At 66.0% G+C, this 20,415-nt stretch carries 21 protein-coding genes and 1 pseudogene; 5 read left to right on the top strand and 17 right to left on the bottom strand.

All coding sequences use genetic code 11. The annotated features are described in order from the left end of the window. Nucleotides 1–34 precede the first annotated feature (34 nt). The gene (locus ACMVY4_RS14070; RefSeq protein WP_416896651.1) at nt 35–751 is read right to left on the bottom strand and encodes a Crp/Fnr family transcriptional regulator; all 717 of its coding nucleotides are present in this window, start codon (nt 749–751) and stop codon (nt 35–37) included. A gap of 487 nt (nt 752–1,238) precedes the next feature. On the opposite strand from ACMVY4_RS14070, the gene ACMVY4_RS14065 reads away from it, so the two are divergent. The 5 genes from ACMVY4_RS14065 to ACMVY4_RS14045 all read left to right on the top strand — a co-directional run bounded on the left by ACMVY4_RS14065 (nt 1,239) and on the right by ACMVY4_RS14045 (nt 5,657). Further along, nucleotides 1,239–2,372: a TIGR03032 family protein gene (locus ACMVY4_RS14065; protein WP_416896650.1), complete on the top strand. Its 1,134-nt coding sequence runs from the start codon at nt 1,239–1,241 to the stop codon at nt 2,370–2,372. After that, the gene (gene npdG / locus ACMVY4_RS14060) at nt 2,369–3,043 is read left to right on the top strand and encodes an NADPH-dependent F420 reductase (protein ID WP_416896649.1); all 675 of its coding nucleotides are present in this window, start codon (nt 2,369–2,371) and stop codon (nt 3,041–3,043) included. Before ACMVY4_RS14065 ends, npdG begins: the two co-directional genes overlap by 4 nt. Before the next feature lie 8 nt (nt 3,044–3,051). Further along, entirely contained in the window at nt 3,052–3,804 is a 753-nt protein-coding gene (gene cofE, locus ACMVY4_RS14055; protein ID WP_416896648.1) for a coenzyme F420-0:L-glutamate ligase, read from the top strand. After that, complete coding sequence (gene cofD, locus ACMVY4_RS14050) at nt 3,801–4,730, top strand: 2-phospho-L-lactate transferase (protein WP_416896647.1); 930 nt, start codon at nt 3,801–3,803, stop codon at nt 4,728–4,730. The genes cofE and cofD overlap by 4 nt, the downstream gene beginning before the upstream one ends. A 75-nt stretch (nt 4,731–4,805) precedes the next feature. Next, nucleotides 4,806–5,657, top strand: coding sequence for an ABC transporter ATP-binding protein (locus ACMVY4_RS14045; RefSeq protein WP_416896646.1), 852 nt, complete (start codon nt 4,806–4,808; stop codon nt 5,655–5,657). Nucleotides 5,658–5,667: 10 nt separating this feature from the next. Here ACMVY4_RS14045 and gloA read toward each other — a convergent pair whose 3' ends face one another. The 16 genes and pseudogenes from gloA to rpsB form a co-directional block, all read right to left on the bottom strand. Then, nucleotides 5,668–6,069 (bottom strand): lactoylglutathione lyase, encoded by a 402-nt coding sequence (gloA, locus tag ACMVY4_RS14040; protein ID WP_416896645.1) that lies wholly within the window; start codon nt 6,067–6,069, stop codon nt 5,668–5,670. Continuing rightward, nucleotides 6,066–7,235, bottom strand: a complete 1,170-nt coding sequence (gene lpxB, locus ACMVY4_RS14035; RefSeq protein WP_416896644.1) for a lipid-A-disaccharide synthase — start codon at nt 7,233–7,235, stop codon at nt 6,066–6,068. The genes gloA and lpxB overlap by 4 nt, the downstream gene beginning before the upstream one ends. 1 nt (nt 7,236) lies before the next feature. Next, nucleotides 7,237–8,067 (bottom strand): LpxI family protein, encoded by an 831-nt coding sequence (locus ACMVY4_RS14030; protein ID WP_416896643.1) that lies wholly within the window; start codon nt 8,065–8,067, stop codon nt 7,237–7,239. After that, a pseudogene (gene lpxA / locus ACMVY4_RS14025) lies at nt 8,057–8,861 on the bottom strand (acyl-ACP--UDP-N-acetylglucosamine O-acyltransferase). Before lpxA ends, ACMVY4_RS14030 begins: the two are co-directional and overlap by 11 nt. 2 nt (nt 8,862–8,863) lie before the next feature. Next, entirely contained in the window at nt 8,864–9,337 is a 474-nt protein-coding gene (fabZ, locus tag ACMVY4_RS14020; protein ID WP_416896642.1) for a 3-hydroxyacyl-ACP dehydratase FabZ, read from the bottom strand. Beyond that, on the bottom strand, nt 9,334–10,365 hold the full coding sequence (gene lpxD / locus ACMVY4_RS14015; protein ID WP_416896641.1) for a UDP-3-O-(3-hydroxymyristoyl)glucosamine N-acyltransferase: 1,032 nt from the start codon (nt 10,363–10,365) through the stop codon (nt 9,334–9,336). The genes fabZ and lpxD overlap by 4 nt, the downstream gene beginning before the upstream one ends. Continuing rightward, nucleotides 10,365–10,925: an OmpH family outer membrane protein gene (locus ACMVY4_RS14010; RefSeq protein ID WP_416896640.1), complete on the bottom strand. Its 561-nt coding sequence runs from the start codon at nt 10,923–10,925 to the stop codon at nt 10,365–10,367. Before ACMVY4_RS14010 ends, lpxD begins: the two co-directional genes overlap by 1 nt. Before the next feature lie 9 nt (nt 10,926–10,934). After that, nucleotides 10,935–13,190, bottom strand: coding sequence for an outer membrane protein assembly factor BamA (gene bamA, locus ACMVY4_RS14005; RefSeq protein ID WP_416896639.1), 2,256 nt, complete (start codon nt 13,188–13,190; stop codon nt 10,935–10,937). A 42-nt stretch (nt 13,191–13,232) separates the two neighbouring features. Next, nucleotides 13,233–14,354: an RIP metalloprotease RseP gene (gene rseP / locus ACMVY4_RS14000; RefSeq protein WP_416896638.1), complete on the bottom strand. Its 1,122-nt coding sequence runs from the start codon at nt 14,352–14,354 to the stop codon at nt 13,233–13,235. Nucleotides 14,355–14,356: 2 nt separating this feature from the next. Then, entirely contained in the window at nt 14,357–15,553 is a 1,197-nt protein-coding gene (locus ACMVY4_RS13995) for a 1-deoxy-D-xylulose-5-phosphate reductoisomerase (protein WP_416900316.1), read from the bottom strand. A gap of 19 nt (nt 15,554–15,572) precedes the next feature. Further along, nucleotides 15,573–16,373: a phosphatidate cytidylyltransferase gene (locus ACMVY4_RS13990; protein ID WP_416896637.1), complete on the bottom strand. Its 801-nt coding sequence runs from the start codon at nt 16,371–16,373 to the stop codon at nt 15,573–15,575. Further along, entirely contained in the window at nt 16,366–17,100 is a 735-nt protein-coding gene (locus tag ACMVY4_RS13985; RefSeq protein WP_416896636.1) for an isoprenyl transferase, read from the bottom strand. The genes ACMVY4_RS13990 and ACMVY4_RS13985 overlap by 8 nt, the downstream gene beginning before the upstream one ends. Continuing rightward, complete coding sequence (gene frr, locus ACMVY4_RS13980) at nt 17,100–17,660, bottom strand: ribosome recycling factor (protein ID WP_416896635.1); 561 nt, start codon at nt 17,658–17,660, stop codon at nt 17,100–17,102. The genes ACMVY4_RS13985 and frr overlap by 1 nt, the downstream gene beginning before the upstream one ends. Nucleotides 17,661–17,704: 44 nt before the next feature. Beyond that, nucleotides 17,705–18,427 (bottom strand): UMP kinase, encoded by a 723-nt coding sequence (gene pyrH, locus ACMVY4_RS13975; RefSeq protein WP_416896634.1) that lies wholly within the window; start codon nt 18,425–18,427, stop codon nt 17,705–17,707. 22 nt (nt 18,428–18,449) lie between these two features. Continuing rightward, a complete protein-coding gene (tsf, locus tag ACMVY4_RS13970; RefSeq protein ID WP_416896633.1) occupies nt 18,450–19,376 on the bottom strand; it encodes a translation elongation factor Ts in 927 nt (308 codons plus the stop codon). 65 nt (nt 19,377–19,441) lie between these two features. After that, a complete protein-coding gene (gene rpsB, locus ACMVY4_RS13965) occupies nt 19,442–20,302 on the bottom strand; it encodes a 30S ribosomal protein S2 (RefSeq protein ID WP_416896632.1) in 861 nt (286 codons plus the stop codon). Between the last annotated feature and the right edge of the window lie 113 nt (nt 20,303–20,415).

The following is a 20,415-nucleotide window of genomic DNA, read 5'->3' as shown; positions in this document are numbered from 1 at the left end:
AAACGCATCCGGCCTTGGAAATGGCCTGGCGGTCCTAGCGCGCCTGCGGCTCGTTCGGAGACATCTTCTCGGCGCGGATCGCCAGCGCGTCGCGGTCCCACAGATAGAGGCTCTTGCCCTTCTTCTTCACCAGCTCTTCCTGGGCAAGCTGGCTGATCACACGGGCGACGGTCTCGCGCGTGGTCGAGGCGCGGGCGGCGATATTGCTCTGGGTCGGCATCGGGTAGATGACCCAGGCGCCCTGGGTGACAGGGTCCTCTTCGGCAAGCCGGAGCAGTTCCAGATAGACGCGCTGCACGGCGCCGAGCGTCGACAGATCCATGATGCGTTCGTCGCAGGTGCGGATTATACGCGCCAGACGCTTCATCACCCGCTGGCCGACCGACGGGGACTCGCCGACGAAATCCATGAAGACCGAAGGCGAAACCTGGGCCAGCACGCAGGCGCCCTGCGCCACCGCCGAAGCGGAACGCGGCTCGCCGTCGATCGCGGCCAGTTCGCCGAAGTAGCCGCCGGTCTTCACCGTGGCGTAGGCGATCTCCCGTCCCGAGGCGGAGTAGTTGACGATCTGTACCTCGCCCTCGACGACGAAGAACACGTCGCGTGAGTCGCTGTTGCGGTCGAGAACCTGCTCTCCGTTCTTGAACCGCCGCCAGGTGCACCGGCGTTCGAGCGCTTCAATCTGCTCGGGCGCCAGACCGCCGAGCAGTTCGCAACCATTGAGAGTTCCCAGTGCCTGCTGTTGCGTCATGCTGCCCCATCTACCTTAGCTCGACAGGCGCACGAATCCTTTGTGCGTCTGTCGACTCACCCCGGCGGGCAGTATAACGGTTCGAGAGCGCTTGTCCGCCTTCGATTCCGCACTGCAAACAGAATTTGCCGCGCCGCCCTTGTTCGGACCCTTCTCACGCAGCGTTGAATTCGCTGCAATTATCCCACAATAGTTGTGTACTGTCGGCAACACACGCCAGTGATTCCAATCACAGATGCCTGAACGCGATCACGTTTTTCCGCCTGCCCCGGCGGCTGTGACTTCGATCACAGGCACATTCCCCGACGGCATGCATGGATAACCGCGCGCCTTCCTGGAGAAATCCGGGAAACCCAAAACGCCAAACTGAAAACCCGGTCCGAGTGGCCGGGTTTTTTTGTGCGATCCGCCCGGGAAATCAGCCTGTTGCGCACCGCTGCGCCGTGCTACAGCCGGTCCGGGAGCGACCGGGGGAACCGCAGCGGAAATGACGGACAGCGACACCGCAGGGCAGGAAGACAAGGCAAGCGAAGCTTCCGCCAACGATGAAAAGCTGGTGCTGACCCCGTCGCGTCAGTTCGGCAGCTGGCTTGCCGAACAGCGCATCAGCCTGGCCTTTACCACCTACCAGGCCGGCAAGCTGTTCCTGATCGGGACCCAGGCCGACGGCCGCCTGTCCATCTTCGAACGGACCTTCAACCGCTGCATGGGCCTCTGGGCCGACGGACAGACGCTCTGGATGAGTTCGCTGTTCCAGCTCTGGCGCATGGAAAACATCCTGCCGGCCGGCGAATCCTACCAGGGCTATGACAGGGTCTACGTCCCGCAGGTGGGCTACACGACCGGCGACATCGACGTTCACGACGTCGCCGTGGATACGGACGGCAAGCCGGTCTTCGCGGCGACCCTTTTCGGATGCCTGGCGACGGTCAGCGACCGCTATTCCTTCCGGCCGCTCTGGAAGCCCCCGTTCCTGTCGAAACTGGCGGCCGAGGACCGCTGCCACCTGAACGGGCTGGCCATGCGCGACGGCAAGCCGGCCTTCGTGACAGCCGTCAGCCGCTCCGACGTCGCCGACGGCTGGCGCGACAGGCGCACCGACGGCGGCATCGTGATCGATGTCGAGAGCGGCGAGATCGTCGCCGAGGGCCTGTCGATGCCGCACAGCCCGCGCTGGCACAACGGGAAGCTCTGGCTGTCGAACGCCGGCACCGGCGAATTCGGCCATATCGACCTGAAGACGGGGAAGTTCGAGCCCCTCGCCTTCTGCCCGGGCTTCCTGCGCGGCGCCGCCTTCACAGGTGACTTCGCCATTGTCGGCCTGTCGATGCCGCGCGAGAACCGGACTTTCAGCGGTCTGGAACTGGACGACCGGCTGAAGAAGGCCGATACCGGACCCCGTTGCGCGCTGCAGGTGATTGATCTGAAGTCGGGCGATATCGTTCACTGGCTGAGAATCGAGGGCGTCGTGCAGGAGCTCTACGACGTTTCGGTTCTGCCGGGCGTCCGGCGGCCGATGGCCATCGGTTTCATGACAGACGAGATACGGCGGGTGCTGACCGTGGACGACGAGAACTGGGACACCGCACCGGCCGCCAAGGGAGGAAAGAAGAAGAAATGAGTGACACCAAACCGGCAATCGCAGTGCTCGGCGGATCGGGCGATCTCGGTTCGGGCCTGGCGCTGCGCTGGGCGCGCGCCGGCTATCCCGTCGTTATCGGATCGCGGACCGCGGAGAAGGCCGAGACTGCCGCAAGGGATCTCGCCGAACGTATCCCGGGCGCGGATGTGCGCGGCCTCGACAACGTCGCCGCGGCCGAGGCCGGAGAGATCGTCGTCATGACCGTACCGTTCTCCAACCATGCCGCCACGCTTGGCTCGGTCAGGGACGCCGTGCAGGGCAAGATCTTCGTCGATGTGACAGTGCCGCTGGTGCCGCCCAAGGTCAGCCGCGTGCAGATGCCGCCGGAAGGCTCTGCCGGCAAGGCGGCGCAGGAGATTCTGGGTCCCGAGGTACAGGTTGTCTCGGCCTTCCAGAACGTCGCGGCCGACCATCTGGCCGATCTGGAGCACGATCCGGATTGCGACGTGCTGGTCGCGGGGAATGTGGTTGCGGCGCGCGAAACGGTCGTCGAACTGGTCGAGGCCTGCGGCATGCGCGGCTGGCATGTCGGGCCGATCGACAACAGCGCTGTCGCCGAGGCGCTCACATCCGTGCTGATCTTCATGAACAAGCGCTACAAGAGCCCCGGCGCCGGCATCCGCATCACCAACATCCCCGACGCGGACTGACGACGCCTGTGCCGCCACGGCTGGAGGTCATTGGCCTCGAGGGCCTGCCGGAAGTGCGGCCTGGAGACGACCTGACTGCGCTTGTCCGCGAAGCTGCTGACGGCGCCGGCGGGCTGCGGGACGGTGACGTCCTGGTCCTGGCGCAGAAGATCGTGTCCAAGGCCGAAGACCGCTTCGTCGACCTGCGCGACGTCCGGCCAGACGACCGGGCGCGCCGGATCGCGGCGCAGTGCGACAAGGATCCACGTCAGGTCGCCGTCATCCTGTCGGAGAGCGCCGAGGTGCTGCGCCACCGCCCGGGCGTCCTGATTGTGCGCCATCGCCTCGGCCATGTGCTGGCCAATGCCGGCATCGACGCCTCCAACGTCCCGCAGATGAACGGCAGCGAGCGGGTGTTGCTGCTGCCCGAGGATCCGGACGGCAGCGCCGAACGGCTCCGCGCCGGCCTGGGTGGCCGGATCGGCGTCATCGTCAACGACAGCCCGGGACGGGCCTGGCGGGTCGGATCGGTCGGCATCGCCATCGGCGTGGCTGGAGTCGCCACCGTGCTCGATCTTCGCGGCCGCCGCGACCGTGACGGGCGCGAGATGCAGGCGAGCGAACTGGCTGTGGCTGACGAGATCGCCGCCGCCGCTTCCATCGTCATGGGACAGGCCGCCGAAGGCGTCCCCGCCGCCATCGTCCGCGGTGCGGCGCATTTCCTTGGACAGGGCCGCACGGCCAACCTGATCCGCCACCCGGACATGGACCTGTTCCGATGAGCACCGTCTACCTTTCGGGCGGCGTCGGCGGCGCCAAGCTCGCACTCGGCCTGTCGAAGGTTCTCGACCCGGACGACCTGACCATCATCGCCAATACCGGCGACGATTTCGTTCATCTCGGTTTTCCCGTCTGCCCCGATATCGACACGCTGGTCTACACACTGTCGGGTCTGGCCAATCAGGCGCAGGGCTGGGGCCGCGAGGACGAGAGCGGCCATTTCATGGAGACGCTGAAGACGCTGGGCGGCCCCGACTGGTTCTTCCTTGGCGACCGCGATCTGGCGATGCATGCGGCGCGGAAGTCGATGATGGACGACGGTCTGACGCTGACCGAGATCACGGCCCGGCTGGCCAGGGCGGTCGGCGTGCGCCAGATGATCCTGCCCATGTGCGACGAGGAAGCGCCGACCGCGATCAACACGGAAGACGGCTGGCTGCCTTTCCAGGACTATTTCGTCCGCTACCGCGCAGCGCCCGCCGTCACCGGTCTGAGCCTGCTGGGCGGCGTCGATCTCGCGCTGACGCCGGAAGCGTTCGGCGCCATTGCCACCGCCGAGCGGATCGTCATCGGCCCGTCCAATCCGCTCATCTCCATCGACCCGATCCTCGCGCTGGACGGCATTGAGGAAGCCATTGCCGAAAGCGGCGCGCCGGTCATCGCCGTGTCGCCCATCGTTGGCGGCGATGCGATCAAGGGCCCGACGGCGAAGATGATGCGGGAACTGGGCGTCGAGCCGTCGGTGGTGGCCATCGCCGAACGCTATGCCGGCCTGATCGGCCACCTGGTCATCGACGAGGCCGATGTATCCCTCGCCAACGAGGTCCGCCGCGTGGTCGGCGGCGTTTCGGTGACGGCGACGGTGATGAAGGACCTCGACGACCGCATCGCCCTCGCCCGCCATGTCCTTGCCATCTCGGCAGGATGAGACTGCCACCGCGCGACATCCCGCGCACCGGCGACGACCGGCCCGTCGAACTCGCTGCTGAAGTTCGTCTGGCGGATGAGCGGCGCGCACCAGATCTGGATCTGCCTGCTGGCCGCAATCGTCGCCGCGCTGACGATGCTGCCGCTGGAACTGCAGCGCCGGATCATCGACGGCGCGCTCGACGCCGCCGATCTGAGCGATCTGCTGCTGCTCGGCGGCGTCTATCTGGCGGTCATCGCAGTCAGCACGGTGCTGAAGTTCGCCCTTCGGATGTATCAGGGCTGGCTCAGCGAGAGCGCCATTCTCTACGGCCGCCGGCACCTGATGAAGATCCAGCGGGAACGCGACGTCGGCGACGGCGAGGAAGGCCGGGCCGTCTCGATCATCGGCGCCGAGATGGACAAGCTGGGCGGCTTCGTCGGCGAAGGGCTATCGCAGCCGGTGGTGAATGGCGGCATGCTGTTCGCCATCCTCGGCTACATGCTGGCCGTCGAGCCGCTTGTGGCGCTTCTTGGCGCAGCGCTTCTGGTTCCGCAGGCCTTGCTGGTGCCGGTCGCCCAGGCGCACATCAACCGCCTGATCGAAGAGCGGCTCGGCCAGATGCGTGAGATGAGCGACGCCATCGGCAGCAGGGAAGACGACGATGCCGCATACAGGGCCGGCGACCTCTACCGCAACCGGATCCGGACCTTCGCGATAAAGTTCCTGATGAAGGGCCTGATCAACGCCATGAACGCGCTCGCGCCGCTGGGCGTGCTGATCTTCGGCGGAATCATGGTGATCCGCGGCGAGACCAGCGTCGGCGTGGTCGTCGCCTTCATCTCCGGCTTCGACCGGATGGGCAGTCCCCTGCGCGAACTGCTCACCTACTACCGCGTCGCCGCCCAGGCAGCCGTGCAGCACCGCATGATCGCGAAGTGGATGTAGCGCCCGACCCTCAGGCCGCCTTGCGTTCGATCAACTCGATCTTGTAGCCGTCCGGATCCTCGATGAAGGCGATGACCGAACCGCCATGCTTCATCGGCCCCGGCGGCCGCGGAATGGAGACGCCTTCCTTCTCCAGCTCCTCGCAAGTGCCATAGATATCGGGCACGCCGATGGCCAGATGACCGAAGCCGTTGCCGAGATCGTAGTTCTCTTCCTGGCCCCAGTTGTGGGTCAGTTCGATCACGGTGCTGTCGGTCTCGTCGCCATAGCCGACGAATGCCAGGGTGAACTCGCCGGTGGGGAAATCCTTCTTCCGCAGTTCCTTCATCCCGAGCAGCCGGGTGTAGAAATCCAGCGAATTGTCGAGATCCTTCACCCGGATCATCGTGTGCAGCAGACGCGCGTCCTTCATGTCTCGCCTCCCGAAGTTCTGTCTGCGAGGTTGAGTACCACACGGGCCGCCTTCGCCGAAGGCCAAAGCGATCCCGGCTTCAGCATGTCCCGGACCAGATTGCCGGCTTCGATCTGGGCATCGCGATGCACCGGATCGGTCAGCAGCTTCTCCAGCCATGCCGCGATCTCGGGTCCGCTGCAATGCTCCTGCAGCAGTTCGGGCACCACGGCGCGGTCCAGCAGGATGTTCATCAGGCTCGCGTATTCGATCCGGATCAGCCGCTTCGCGATCATTGCCGTCAGCGGGTTCAGGCGGTACGCGACAACCGTCGGCAGGCCGGCGAGACCCGTCTCAAGGGCGACCGTCCCCGAGGCCGCCAGCGCGACATCGGCGGCATGGAAGCTGTCCATCTTGGCGTCCGACCCGACGACGGTGAAGTCGTAAGGCTGGCGCTTCAGCAGACCTTCCACTTCCTCGCGGAGATGCGGCAGCGTGGGCGAAACGATCCTGCCGACCGGCACATTGCTGTGCAGGCGGCGCAGCGCATCGACGAAGACGGGCCCCAGCCGGCGAACCTCGCCGAGGCGGCTGCCGAACAGCACGTTGATCAGCGGACCGTGGGGCGGCGCACCGATGTCGGCGCGGAAGCGCCGCGGATCACCCTTGAACCGGTGCTCCGCCTCGACCGCCGGGTGGCCGACAAAGGTCGATGGAAGTCCTTCCCGTTCGAAGAGCGGCGGTTCGAAGGGCAGCAGGGTCAGGAGATGATCGTAGAGCTGCGCCATCTTCTCGGCGCGCTTCGGCCGCCAGGCCCAGACCGAGGGCGCGACGTAGTGCACCTTCACGGTGTCCAGATCCTGAAGCCGCGCGATCAGCCGCTTGTTGAAGCCCGGCGAATCGATGGTCAGGATCAGATCGGGCCGCTCCGCCCGGGCGAAGGCCTCCGCCTCCCGAAAGCAACGCCGGATGGCCGGATATCGGGGCAGGATCTCGAACAGGCCCATCACCGAGAGCGTGTCCATCGGGAAGATGCTTTCGAGCCCCTCCGCCGCCATCAGTTCGCCGCCGACACCTGTGACCCGCACCGTGTCCCCGGCCAGCGCCTTCATGGCGCGCATCAGATGTGCGCCGAGCGCGTCGCCGGAGGGTTCGCCGGCGACCAGCATGATGCGTTTCTGGCGCATGTCAGACGGCGGCCGGTCGCCTGACGCCGACAATGAAGATGCCGGCGCGGTCCGCAGCCTCGACGGTTGCAGCACGGTCGATGACCAGCGCCGCATCCGCCTCCACGGCAATGCCGTTCAGCCCCGCCGCCGCCACGCCCTCGACTGTCGTGACGCCGATGGTCGGCAGATCGACGCGGTGGTCCTGTCCGGGCTTGGTGAGCTTGACCAGAACGCCGCCGAGCCCGTTGGTGAGGTCGCGGCAGCGCTGCAGCATCCGGTCCGTGCCTTCGGCTGCCTCGACCGCCAGCACCAGGCCCTGCTGGATCACCGCGCCCTGACCGATATCCAGCGCGCCGACCGCATCGACGACGGCTATCCCCTTCTCGATATCGGCGCGGTTCTCGTCGGTGGGCCGGACTCCGCCCATCAGTCCCTCGACCACGAGCACATCGCCCGCGACCTCGTGCGCGCCCAGCACGGTGAACCCCTTCTTCTGAAAGAAGTCGACCAGAACCTGCAGCAGCGCATCGTCGCCCTGCTTCGCCGCCTTCAGGACCTTCGGCAGCAAGCTGATGCCCGCCATGTCAGGCCGAAGCTTGCCGAAATCGGGCCGCGCCACCTTGCCGACCATGCAGACACTGTCGCAGCCGTTCTTCTTCAGCGCGTCGACCGTTCCGCCGACCTTGTCGAAACGGATGAAGCTGTGGGGGTAGCACGCCAGAAGATCCGGGTCGGTCACGCCCTCGAAGGCCAGAACATGCACCGCCATCCCCGCATCCTCGGCGGAACGGGCGACGCTGGCCGGGACGTCACCGCCCCCGGCGATCAGACCCAGGCGCTCAGGCGGCATCCTGTTGCGCGGGCGTGCAGAGCCCGCGCGATCCGCTGAGGCGGATGAACTCGAGGACCTCGGAAACGCCGGCCTCGCCTTCGAAAAGCTTGGCCGCATCGGTGACCTTCTCCTCCATCGTGCCCTCGGGGCCGAAGAGGAAACGGTAGGCGCGGCGCAGCGTCTGGATCTGATCGCGGCTGAAGTTGCGGCGCTTCAGTCCGACGAGATTGAGGCCGTCGAGCGTCGCCAGATTGCCGCGCGCCAGACCATAGGGGATGACGTCGCCGCCCAGCGCCGATGCGCCGCCAATCATGGCGTGCTTGCCGACCTTCACGAACTGGTGGATCGCGGTCATGCCGCCGACGATCGCCCAGTCGTCGATCTCGACATGGCCGCCGAGGGTGACGTTGTTCACCAGGATGCAGTTGCTGCCGATCTGGCAGTCATGGGCGATATGGGCGCCGATCATGATCAGGCTGCCATCGCCGACGCGCGTATGCAGCCCGCCCGAACTCGGTGCCCGGGTTCATGGTCACGTGCTCCCGGACGACGCAGTTGGCGCCGACGGTCAGAAAAGATTCCTCGCCCTTGAACTTCTGGTCCTGGGGGGCGTGGCCGATCGACGCGAACGGGAAGATGCGAGTACCGGCGCCGATCTTCGTGCGGCCGGCCATGGCGACGTGGGAAATCAGTTCCACGCCGTCACCGAGCTCGATATCGCCCTCCACGACGCAATAGGGTCCGATCTTCACGCCATCACCCAGCCGGACGCCGTCGCTGACGATCGCGGTGGGATGGATTGATGCGGACATGATCAGAGGTTTTCCTGGATCATGGCCGCGAACTCGGCTTCGGCCGCCAGCTTCCCGTCCACGAACGCCTCTCCCCTCATCCGCCAGATCAGCGTGCCCCGGCCGCGGACCTTGTGCACATGCACCTTCAGCTGGTCGCCCGGCACGACGGGACGGCGGAAGCGGCAATTGTCGATCGACATGAAGTAGACGACCTTGCCTTCCATCTCCTTGCCCAGCGTCACGGCGAACAGCACGGCCGACGTCTGGGCCATGCTCTCGATGATCATCACGCCCGGCATGACGGGCGCCACGGGGAAATGGCCAACGAAGTGCGGCTCGTTGACGGTCACGTTCTTGATGCCGACGGCACTGACGTCCGGAACGATGTCGACCACCCGGTCCACCATCAGCATCGGATAGCGGTGCGGAATCATGTCCATGATCCGCCGGATCTCGACCGGACCGACCACGCCCTCCTGCACAGCTTCCGTCATTTGCCCGCTCCCTTTCGGCTACCGAGGCGGCGCAGGGCCGCAACCTGCCGCCAGAATTCCTTGACGGGAATCGCCGGCTGTCCGATCAGGGTAGCGCCTTCCTCCACATCATTCATCACACCGGCCTTGGCGCCGATGCGGGCCTGATCGCCGATCCGGATATGACCGGCCAGTCCCGCCTGGCCGCCCATCTGAACGAAGCGGCCGACCTTTGTGGAACCCGCCATGCCGACCTGGCCGACCAGGATCGAGCCGTCGCCGATCTCGCAGTTGTGGGCGATCTGGACCAGGTTATCGATCCAGACATTGCGGCCGAGGACCGTATCGTGGCCCGAGCCGCAGGCGATGCAGGTATTGGCGCCGATATGACAGTCGTCGCCGACGAGAACGCGGCCCAGCTGGGGCACCGTGCGATGGCGTTCGGGATGAGGGGCAAATCCGAAGCCCGGCGCGCCGATCCGCGCGCCCGCCTGCACGTCGACGCGGTCGCCCAGAATGCAGAACTCGAGCGACGCATTCGAGCCGATGCGGCACTCGCGTCCCACGACCACACCGCGTCCGACCGTGGCGTTGGCGGCAACGACCGTGCCGTCACCGATTTCGGCGCCGGCCTCGACGACGGCATTCGCGGCGATCTCGACACCCTCGCCCACCTTGGCGGACGGATCGACATACGCGGCCGGATGGGTGCCGGGGCGAGTTGCCGGCGCAGGATAGAGCGCCTGCGCGACCAGTGCGTAGGCGAGATAGGGATGCGGCGTCGCCAGAGCGACGGTGCCCGTCGGGACCCTGTCGATCAGTTCCGGTTCGATGACGCAGAATCCGGCGCTGCTGCCTGCCAGTTGTTCCAGATACTTCCGGTTCTCCAGGAAGGTCAGGTCGTCCGGGCCGGCCGTTTCCAGCGGCGCCACATCGACCACCTTCCGGGCAGGGTCGGCCCCTTCGGGAATCTGGAAAAGGCGGGTCGCCTCGGCCAACTCGCCGAGGCTGAAGGGACCGCGGCGCTCATGAAACCGGGCGTCCGCCATCAGAACCCCTCAGGCCGTTCGACCTTGACCGACGGCAGACGCTTGTCGAGGCGGCTGACGATCTCCTGGGTGATGTCGAGTTCGGCGGCGACCCAGGAATACGAAGTCCGGTCCAGCACCAGATTGAACTTCCGCTCCTTCTGAAGCTCCTCGATGATCTCCAGGATCTGGGCCTTGATCACCTCGAGCGCCTGCTGGCGGGTCTTGTCGATGGCGATGCGGCGGTCCTGGACCATGCGCTGGGCATCGTTGAAGCTCTTCTGCAGTTCGAGGCGGCGCTGCTCCATCGCTTCCGGCGACAGGATCGCGCTCTGCTTGCGCAGGTCCTGCTGACGTTCGCGAAGTCCGTCTTCCTCCTGCTTCACCACCGCCTGGAAGCTGTCGATATAGGCCTTGATCTGCTTGGCGACGCTCTGCCCGGCCTTGGCGTCCCGCAGGATGCGCTGGCTGTCCATGACTGCGACGACTGCATTCGGCATCTGCTGCGCGAACGACGCCCCGGGCGCCGCGGCCAGAACCGCGGCAGAGACGATCAGGATGACGCACAGACGACGCAGCATGGAAACTTCCTAGAACCGGGTCCCGAAGCTGAAGCGGAACACTTCGGTTTCGTCGATATCATTCTTGATGACCGCCTGCGACAGGTCGAACAGCATCGGACCGAAGGGCGACCGCCAGGTCACGCCGACGCCGACGGACATGCGGGGCGTGATGTCGTCCTCGACACCGCCGGTCGCCACCACGCCGAAGGCCGTACCATAGTCGGTGAAGACACGTCCCGACAGGCCAAACTCGTCCGGCAGACCGAGCGGGAACCGCAGTTCCGTGGTGCCGACGGCAAAGAACTCGCCGCCCAGCGCGTCGCCGGTGGCGATGTCGCGCGGGCCGATGCCGCTGGCCGCGAAGCCGCGGAAGGAATCGCCGCCGACGAAGAACCGTCGGTTGATCCGGATGTCCTTGCCGACGCCAACCACGGCGCCGCCGCGGCCGGAGACCTGCAGCACCCAGTTGTCGGTGATCGGGAAGAAGTGGGCGTGCCTGAGCTGGGTGCGGACGTCGCGGACGTTGCCGCCCAACCCTGCGAATTCCTGCTCCAGCGTGCTGATGAAACCGCTCGACGGCGTGATCGGGTCGTCCGACTTGTCATAGCGCAGGGTATAGCCCACCGACGACGTGACGGAGACGCCCTGCTGCTGCTTGATGAACTGCGAGGCGTTGTTCCCGACATTCTTGATGTTGTCGCGGCGGAACTGGTAGTTGACGTTGAAACGCGTGGCCTCGCTGAGCGAGACGCCGCTGCGCAGCTTCAGACCGGTCGTGTTCTGGTCGAACGACGACTCGTCCTGGAAATCCAGATTGGTGTTGAAGATGTCGAAGCCGGCCGCGATCGGCTGGCCCAGGAAATACGGCTCGGTGAAGGAGAGATCGACCTCGCGGCGGCGCAGCGACAACGACAGGCCGAGGCGGATATCCTGACCGCGGCCCAGCAGGTTGCGCTCACGAATGGAGATGTCGCCGATGATCGCCTCACTGGTCGAGAAGCCGGCGCCCAGCGAAAGCTCGCCGGTCGGCTGTTCCTCGACCTCGACCTTGACCACCGCGCGGTCCTCACGGCTGCCGGGCTCCGGCTTGATCTCGATGTTGGAGAAGTAGTCGATGGCCCTGAGACGCCGCCGCGACGCCTCCAGCTTGGCCGTGTCGAAGGCGTCGCCCTCGATCAGCCGCATCTCGCGGCGGACCACCGGATCCAGGGTACGCGTGTTGCCCTCGATATCGATCCGCTCGACATAGACGCGCGGCCCTTCGGAGACCCGGTATGTCAGTGCGATGGTCCGGTCTTCGCGGTTCCGTTCCGTGCGCGGGCGGACCTCGACGAAGGCGAAGCCCTTCTCGCCCAGACCGAACTTGATGTCCTGGATCGCATCCTCGATCCGCTTGGCGCTGTAGGTTTCGCCGGCCTGGTCCTCGACCTGCCCCCTGATCTCTTCCGGATCGACGTTGCGGATATTCGCTTCGACATCGACGGTGGAGACCGCGTACTGCTCGCCCTCCTCCACCGTGAAAGTGATGAAGAAGTCCTTCCGGTCGGGCGTCAGCTCTGCCACGGCGGACACGACGCGGAAATCGACGTAGCCGTTATTCAGGTAGTGCTGGCGCAGCCTTTCGCGGTCCAACGCGAGCAGGTCCGGATCATAGTGATCCGTCGTCGCCAGAATCTTGTACCAGGCGCTCTCGCTGGTCGCGATCACCTTGCGCAGATCGCTGTCGTCGAAGGCGCGGTTGCCGAGGAAGCGGATGGCCCGCACATCGGTCGGCGAGCCTTCATCGATCTCGAAGACCAGATTGATGCGGTTCTGCGGCAGCTGGATGATCTTGGGTTCGATGACGGCGGCGAAGCGTCCGCTGGCGCGGTAGAGCTGCAACAGCCGCTGCACGTCGCTCTGCACGCGTGAACGCGTGTAGACGATGCGTGGTCTCAGACGGACCTCGGAATCGAGCGTCTCGTCGTCGATCGCCTTGTTTCCCTCGAAGGCGATGCGGTTGATGATCGGATTCTCGACCACGGCCACGACCAGAACGTCGCCCTGACGGCGGAAGGTGACGTCCGCGAACAGTCCCGTCGCGTAGAGCCTCTTCAGCGCCTCGTCGAGCTCGCCACGGTCGAAGGGCTGGCCGGATTCGACGCGCATGTAGGACCGCACGGTCTCGGCGGAGACGCGTTGGTTACCTTCGACGGCAATGTCCCGGATGAATGCCGATTGAGCGGCCACGGCGACAGGCAGAAGCAGGCACAGCGACAGATAGATGGCAAATCGCCGAAGCACGGTGCGCGTACCACTCCCACGTCTGGTCCCGGCGCTGGCCGGTCAGGAGAACAGGCCGCCAATGAATTCGACGAGCCCGAACTGATCAAAATCGTTCACCGTGGCGACGACCATGAGAGCGACGACCAGTCCCAAGCCGATCCTGTATCCGATCTCCTGGGTCGCCTCGCCCAGCGGCCGACCACGAATTGCTTCGACGGCATAGAACAATAGATGCCCGCCGTCCAGCATCGGGATGGGAAACAGGTTGATCAGCCCGAGGCTTATGGAAATGAATGCGGCGAAATTGACGAGGGACACAATACCGAACTGCGCCACCTCGCCGGCCAGATGAGCGATTCCGGCGGGCCCGCGCAGCTCGGACACCGACCGCTCCCCGATGATCATGTCGCCGAGCGCCTTCAGGGTCGCGGTAACCGTATCCCAGACCCGCTCCACGGCTGCGGCGACCGCCGTCAGCGGCCCCATCTCGATGAATTCGCCACCGGCGGCCGATTTCACGCCGACACGCCCGATTCGGCTGGTGCGGCAGAAGCCGTCATCGACCTCCACAACATCCGGACGCAACTGGACGACGACCGTGCGGCCGTCGCGCTCCAGCACCAGATCGAGTTCGCGGTCGAGATTGATCGCCACGATGCGGCGCAGGTCGTCGAAGCCGTCGACGCTTTCGCCGCCCGCCTCGACAATCAGATCGCCGGGCTGGAGACCCGCGGTGGCGGCCGGCGTGTCAGGCAGCACCTCGCCGACCCGGGCCGGAGTGTGCGGCTGACCCAATGTGACAAAAAGAGCCGCGAAGATCACGATTGCAAAGAGGAAATTTGCTGCCGGGCCGGCGAAGACGACAGCCGCGCGCTGCCAGAGCGGCTTGTTGTGGAAGATGTCGGGATCGTCCGCATCGATGGCCGCAACGTCCGGCGCACTCGCCGCATTCTGATCGCCGGCGAACTTCACATAGCCGCCGAAGGGGAGCCACGACACCTTCCAGCGCGTGCCGGACCGCGCGTTCCAGCCGAAGATCTCGGGCCCGAAGCCGATCGAGAACGCGTCAACCTTCACCCCGCACCACCGCGCGACGAGGTAGTGGCCCATCTCGTGGACGAAAACCAGAACGGTCAGCACACCGAGAAACGGCAGCACCCAGGTCACCAGCATGTCGATCATGTTCAGTGTCCAGCCTTTTCGATGATAGCGCGGGCGACGCGGCGGGCCTCGGCGTCCAGCGCGACGACCTCGTCCAGGGTCGATGTGGTCTGCCGGCCCACCGTTTCCAAGGCGCGTTCGACGGTTTCCGCGATCTGCAGGAAACCGAGCCGACGGTCGAGGAAGGCTGCGACGGCGATCTCGTTCGCGGCATTGAGCACGGTCGCCGCCTCGCTGCCGCTTTCCAGGCAGTAGCGCGCCAGACGCAGTGCGGGGAAGCGTTCGAAGTCGGGCCGCTCGAAGGTCAATTGTCCGAGCGCCGCCAGATCCAGCTTCGGCGAGGGCGCATGAATGCGCTCCGGCCAGGCCAGACAGCTGGCGATCGGCGTCCGCATGTCCGGGCTGCCCAGCTGCGCCAGGGTGGAGCCGTCGACATACTCGACCATCGAATGAATGACAGACTGCGGGTGCACCAGCACGTCAATCTGCGCCGGCTCGACCGGGAACAGGTGGAAGGCCTCGATCATCTCGAGGCCCTTGTTCATCATGGTCGCGGAATCGACCGAGATCTTGGCGCCCATCGACCAGTTGGGATGCGCCACGGCCGCCTCGGGCGTCGCCTCACCCATCGCCTCGCGTGTCCAGGTGCGGAACGGCCCGCCCGACGCGGTCAGTATGATGCGTTCGACCTGTGCCGCGCGCTCGGTCTCGAAGACCTGGAAGATTGCATTGTGTTCGGAATCGACCGGCAGCAGCTTGCCGCCGGCCCGCGCGACTTCGGCCATCACGATGTCCCCGGCGCAGACGAGACATTCCTTGTTCGCCAGCCCGACATCGGCGCCGCGGCGGACCGCGGCCAGCGTCGGCGCCAGTCCGGCGGAGCCGACGATCCCGGCCATCACGAACTCGCTGTCGCCCTGAGCGGCCTCGACCAGCGCTTCCGGCCCGGCGGCAGCGCGAACACCTGTGCCCGACAAGGCGTCCTTCAGGTCCCGGTAGCGGTCCGGATCGGCCACCACGGCCAGTGCAGCGCCATGATCGACTGCCAGACGCGCCAGTTCAGCGACGTTGCTGTTGGCCGTCAGCGTGTCAACGCGGAACCGGTCGGGATGGCGCGAAACGAGATCGAGTGTGCTGAGCCCGATCGATCCCGTCGCACCCAGTACCGTGACGCCCTTGCGGGCCGAGGGCGCCAGCGCGGCACCGTCCATGGCAGGCATTCCGCTCACCGTTTCGGCCTCAAATCGATACTCCCGCAAAAGACTGCAGCATAAACAGAACGACGGCTGCGCCAATGACGCTGTCCAGCCGGTCCATGACGCCGCCATGACCGGGAATGATACTCCCCGAATCCTTTACATTGAATGCCCGTTTGCCGGCTGACTCGAGCAGGTCGCCAAGCTGGGCGGCAACGGACAGCACTGCCGAGAGGAGGACCAGCCCGGCACCCGGCGGCGTCGCGCCGATCCAGGCCATGAGCCCGACACCGGAAGCAGTGCCGATGACCAGACCGCCGACAGCGCCGGACCAGGTCTTGCCGGGACTGACACGTAGCCACAGCTTCGGGCCGCCGACCTTCCGGCCAACGAGATAGGCCCCTGTATCGGTCGCCCAGACCACGACAAACAGCCAGATCACCGGCTCGGCGCCTGGCAGACGGATTGCCCCCAGCGCGGCGCAGGGCAAGGCGACGTAGAAGCTGCCGGCGATGGCCCAGCCCGGCGAGCCGCCGCGCCAGATGACCGTCATCAGCGCGACCGCCATCGCCACCGGAATGACTGCCCAGGCGGTGTTGACCTCACCGTACCAGGCCAGCACGGCGACGGCCCAGCACACCGCAAGCACGCCGAAGGACCAGGGCATGGCCGGTGCGCGGGTGATCCTGTGGAGTTCCCAGTGAACCAGAGCAGCGAAGACGAGGATCAGCGCCAGATAGGCCAGACCGCCCGCCAGTGTCGCCACCAGCGCCGCCGAAGCGAGAACAACGGCCGAGAAGACACGGCTGACGATGACCTGTCGGCGCGGCTCGCGGTCAGCCAACCTGTCCGCCGAAGCGGCGCTCCCGGCCGCAATAGGTCGCGACGGCGCGCTCCAGCGCGGCACGGTCGAAGTCGGGCCAGAGCACGTCATCGAACACGAACTCGGTATAGGCCGTCTGCCAGAGCATGAAATTGCTCAGCCGCTGCTCGCCGCTGGTGCGGATCAGCAGTTCCGGCTCCGGCACGTCCGGTGCGTAGAGGCAGGACCAGACCGCGGCTTCGTCGATATCCTCGACCTTCAGCTCGCCGCGCGCGACCCGTTGCGCCAATTCCCGCGCGGCCCGGGCGATCTCGGCCTGGCCGCCGTAGTTGAGTGCGATGATCAGGGTCACGCGGCCGTTGTTGCGGGTGGTCTCTTCGGCCCGCTCGATCAGGCCGCAGATGTCGGGATCGAGTTCGTCCCGCTCCCCGATGATGCGGACGCGGACACCGTTGGCGTGGAGTTCGGCGAGTTCCCGCCGCAGATAGAGCCTGAGCAGACCCATCAGGTCCCGGACTTCCTGCTGCGGTCGGCTCCAGTTCTCCGAGGAGAAGGCGAACAGCGTCAGATACTCGATCCCCATTTCGGCGGCCGCACGCACGGTGTTGCGGACCGCTTCGGCGCCGCGCCGATGCCCTTCCAGGCGCGGCAGGTTGCGCCCGCGCGCCCAGCGGCGGTTGCCGTCCATGATGATGGCAACATGGCGTGGGACGGGCGCGCCGCCGAACTGGGGTTCGGGGTTCGCCATCAGACCTGCATGATCTCCTGCTGCTTCTGTTCGACGATCTCGTCGACCAACTTGATCGTGCGGTCCGTGACCTCCTGGACCTCGTCGCTGTAGAGGCGGTGATCGTCCTGGCTGATGTCGCCGTCCTTTTCCTGCTTCTTCAGCTCGTCCATGGCGTGACGGCGGATGTTGCGGACCGCGACGCGCGCGCTCTCGGCATACTGGCCGGCAACCTTGGTGTAGTCGCGGCGGCGCTCCTCGGTCAGGTCCGGAATGGGAACCCGGATCAGGCTGCCTTCGGCGGCGGGGTTGAGGCCAAGGCCGGAATTGCGGATCGCCTTCTCGGCGGCCGAGGTGTTGTTGCTGTCCCAGACCTGCACCGAGATCAGGCGCGCTTCGGGCACGCTGACGGTCGCGATCTGATTCAGGGGCATCTCGGTGCCATAGACATTGACGTGCACCGTATCCAGCATGCTGGCGGAGGCGCGGCCGGTCCGGAGGCCGGAAAGCTCCTTGCGCAGGGCGTCGACGGCGCCGTTCATGCGGCGTTCGATATCGTCGAGATCCAGTTCCTCGGCCATCCTGTCCCTCCCAGTCGCTCTCGTTCTGTTGCCGCCGCTGCCGGTCAGCCGACGGTGATGGTTGACGACCGGCCCCTGCCCGTCAATGCCGCGGCAAAGCCGCCTTTCCGATGAAGATCGAAAACCATGACAGGAATGCGGTTTTCCTGCGTCAGGGCGATGGCCGCGGTGTCCATGACGCTGATTCCGCGCGCCAGGGCGTCCGAATGGCTGATGGTCTCCAGCCGAACCGCGTCGGGATTCGTCTTCGGATCGGCCGAATAGACGCCGTCGACCTGCGTGCCCTTGGCCAGCAGGTCGCATCCAAGTTCGGCTGCTCTGAGCGCCGCCGCTGTGTCGGTCGTGAAAAACGGATTGCCGGTGCCGCCGGAGGAAATCATGACCTGCCCGGTTTCCAGCGCGGCGACGGCGTCGCGACGTGTGTAGGTCGGGCAGACCGACGTCATCGGGATCGCCGACATGCAGACCGCCGGCGCGCCGCCGCGCTGCAGCGCGTCCGCCAGCGCCAGTCCGTTCATCACGGTCGCCAGCATGCCCATCTGGTCGGCGCTGGCGCGGTCCATGCCGCTGGCCGCCGTCTTCACGCCGCGGAACAGGTTGCCGCCGCCAACGACGACGGCGACCTGAACGCCAAGCGCGCGGACCTCGGCGATGTCACCGGCGATCCGCTCAAGCGTCTTGAAGTCGATACCGAAGGCGCCGTCGCCCATCAGGGCTTCGCCGGAACACTTCAGAAGCACCCTGTTCCAGGCGGGACGGTCGTCCATGGCTCGGTATCTCCGTCCGATATCAGCCGGAGGTGGCGGCGGCCACCTCGGCAGCGAAGTCCTGCTCCTCGCGCTCGATCCCCTCGCCCAGGGCGAAGCGGATGAAGCCCTTGACGGCAATCGGCGCGCCGACGCCGCTTTCGGCGTTCTTCACGGCCTTCTTCACCACGGTCTCGCCGTCGATGACGAAGGTCTGCTCCAGCAGCACGACTTCCTGGAAGAACTTGCGGATACGGCCCTCGATCATCTTCTCGACGATCTCGGCGGGCTTGCCGGAGGCCAGCGCCTGCTCGCGCAGCACGTTGCGCTCGCGCTCGACAATCTCCTGATCCAGATCGTCCGGCGAGACCGACTGCGGGTTGGCGGCAGCGACATGCATCGCCAGCTGCTTGCCCAGCTCTTCCAGCTTCGCCTTGTCGCCGGTCGATTCCAGCGCCACCAGAACGCCCATCTTGCCGAGACCGTCGGACACCGCATTGTGGATGTAGGTGGCGACCACGCCGTCGGACACGGTCATGGCAGCGGCGCGGCGCAGCGACATGTTCTCGCCGATGGTGGCGATGGCATTGGTCAGTTCGCCCTCGACGTCGCGGTCCGAACCCGGATAGGGCGCGGCCTTGACGGCGTCGAGATTGCCGTCCTTCTCCAGGGCGATCGCCGTGATATCGGCAACCAGCTTCTGGAACTTGTCGTTGCGGGCAACGAAGTCGGTTTCGGAGTTGAGCTCCAGAATGGCGCCCTTGCCGTCGGCGGCGGCAACGCCGACCAGGCCTTCGGCAGCCGTGCGGCCGGCCTTCTTCGCGGCGGCAGCAAGGCCCTTCTTGCGCAGCCAGTCGACCGCAGCCTCCAGGTCGCCGTCGTTCTCCTGCAAGGCCTTCTTGCAGTCCATCATTCCGCCGCCGGTCTTCTCGCGCAGTTCCTTGACCAGCGCAGCAGTGATCTGAGCCATGATCAGCCTCTTTCGGTTATCCGGGTCCAGTAGATCGGCGGGTCGGCGACCCGCCGGTTCCTCGATCAGTCCTTGGCCGCGGTCTCGGCCGGCTCGGCAGTCTCGGTCGGCTCTTCGGCCGGAGCAGCCTGCTCCTCCGCCGCAGGCGCCTCTTCCTCGGCCGCTGCGATCTCCTCCTCGGAGGGCACGTCGATCATCGGCTCTTCAAGCTCGCCGATGTCCTGATCGCTGGCGCCCATTTCCGCCTGGATACCGTCCAGCACAGCCTGACTGAACAGTTCGCAGTAGAGATTGATCGCCCGCAGCGCGTCGTCATTCGCCGGGATCGGGAAATCGATGTGGGTCGGGTCGGCGTTGGTGTCGCAGATGCCGACGACCGGAATGCCCAGCTTGCGGGCCTCGGCCACGGCGATCTTCTCCTTGCCGGTGTCGATGACGATCATGACGTCCGGCAGGCCGCCCATTTCCTTGATGCCGCCGAGCGAACGGTCGAGCTTGTCGCGCTCGCGGGTCAACTGCAGCAATTCCTTCTTGGTCAGACCGGTCTCCGACTGCACCAGCAGTTCCTCGAGATCGCGCAGACGGCGGATCGAGTTGGACACGGTCTTCCAGTTGGTCAGCGTGCCGCCGAGCCAGCGGTGGTTGACGTAGAACTGGGCGCAGCGGCCGGCCGCGTCGGCGACCGACTGCGAGGCCTGGCGCTTGGTGCCGACGAAAAGCACACGGCCACCGCCGGCGACGATGTCGCGGGTGACCTTCAGCGCCTGATGCATCAGCGGCGCGGTCTGCGACAGGTCGATGACATGGACACCGTTCCGCTGGCCGAAGATGTACGGCGACATGCGGGGGTTCCAACGCTGGGTCTGGTGGCCGAAGTGAACGCCGGCTTCCAAAAGCTGACGCATCGAGAAATCAGGCAATGCCATGGCCTGTATGCTCCTGTTGTTCCGGTTTCGCCTCCGCGGGTGCATCGGTCCGGTCGCGCCGGACACCGGAATGGACGAAGGGGATTTCGGCCCGTCGTCCCAGACCCGCGTGT

The organism is Minwuia sp., assembly GCF_048007105.1.
Classification (GTDB): domain Bacteria; phylum Pseudomonadota; class Alphaproteobacteria; order Minwuiales; family Minwuiaceae; genus Minwuia.
Note: the sequence above shows the minus strand (reverse complement) of the source record. Positions and strands in the feature narration are given on the sequence as shown.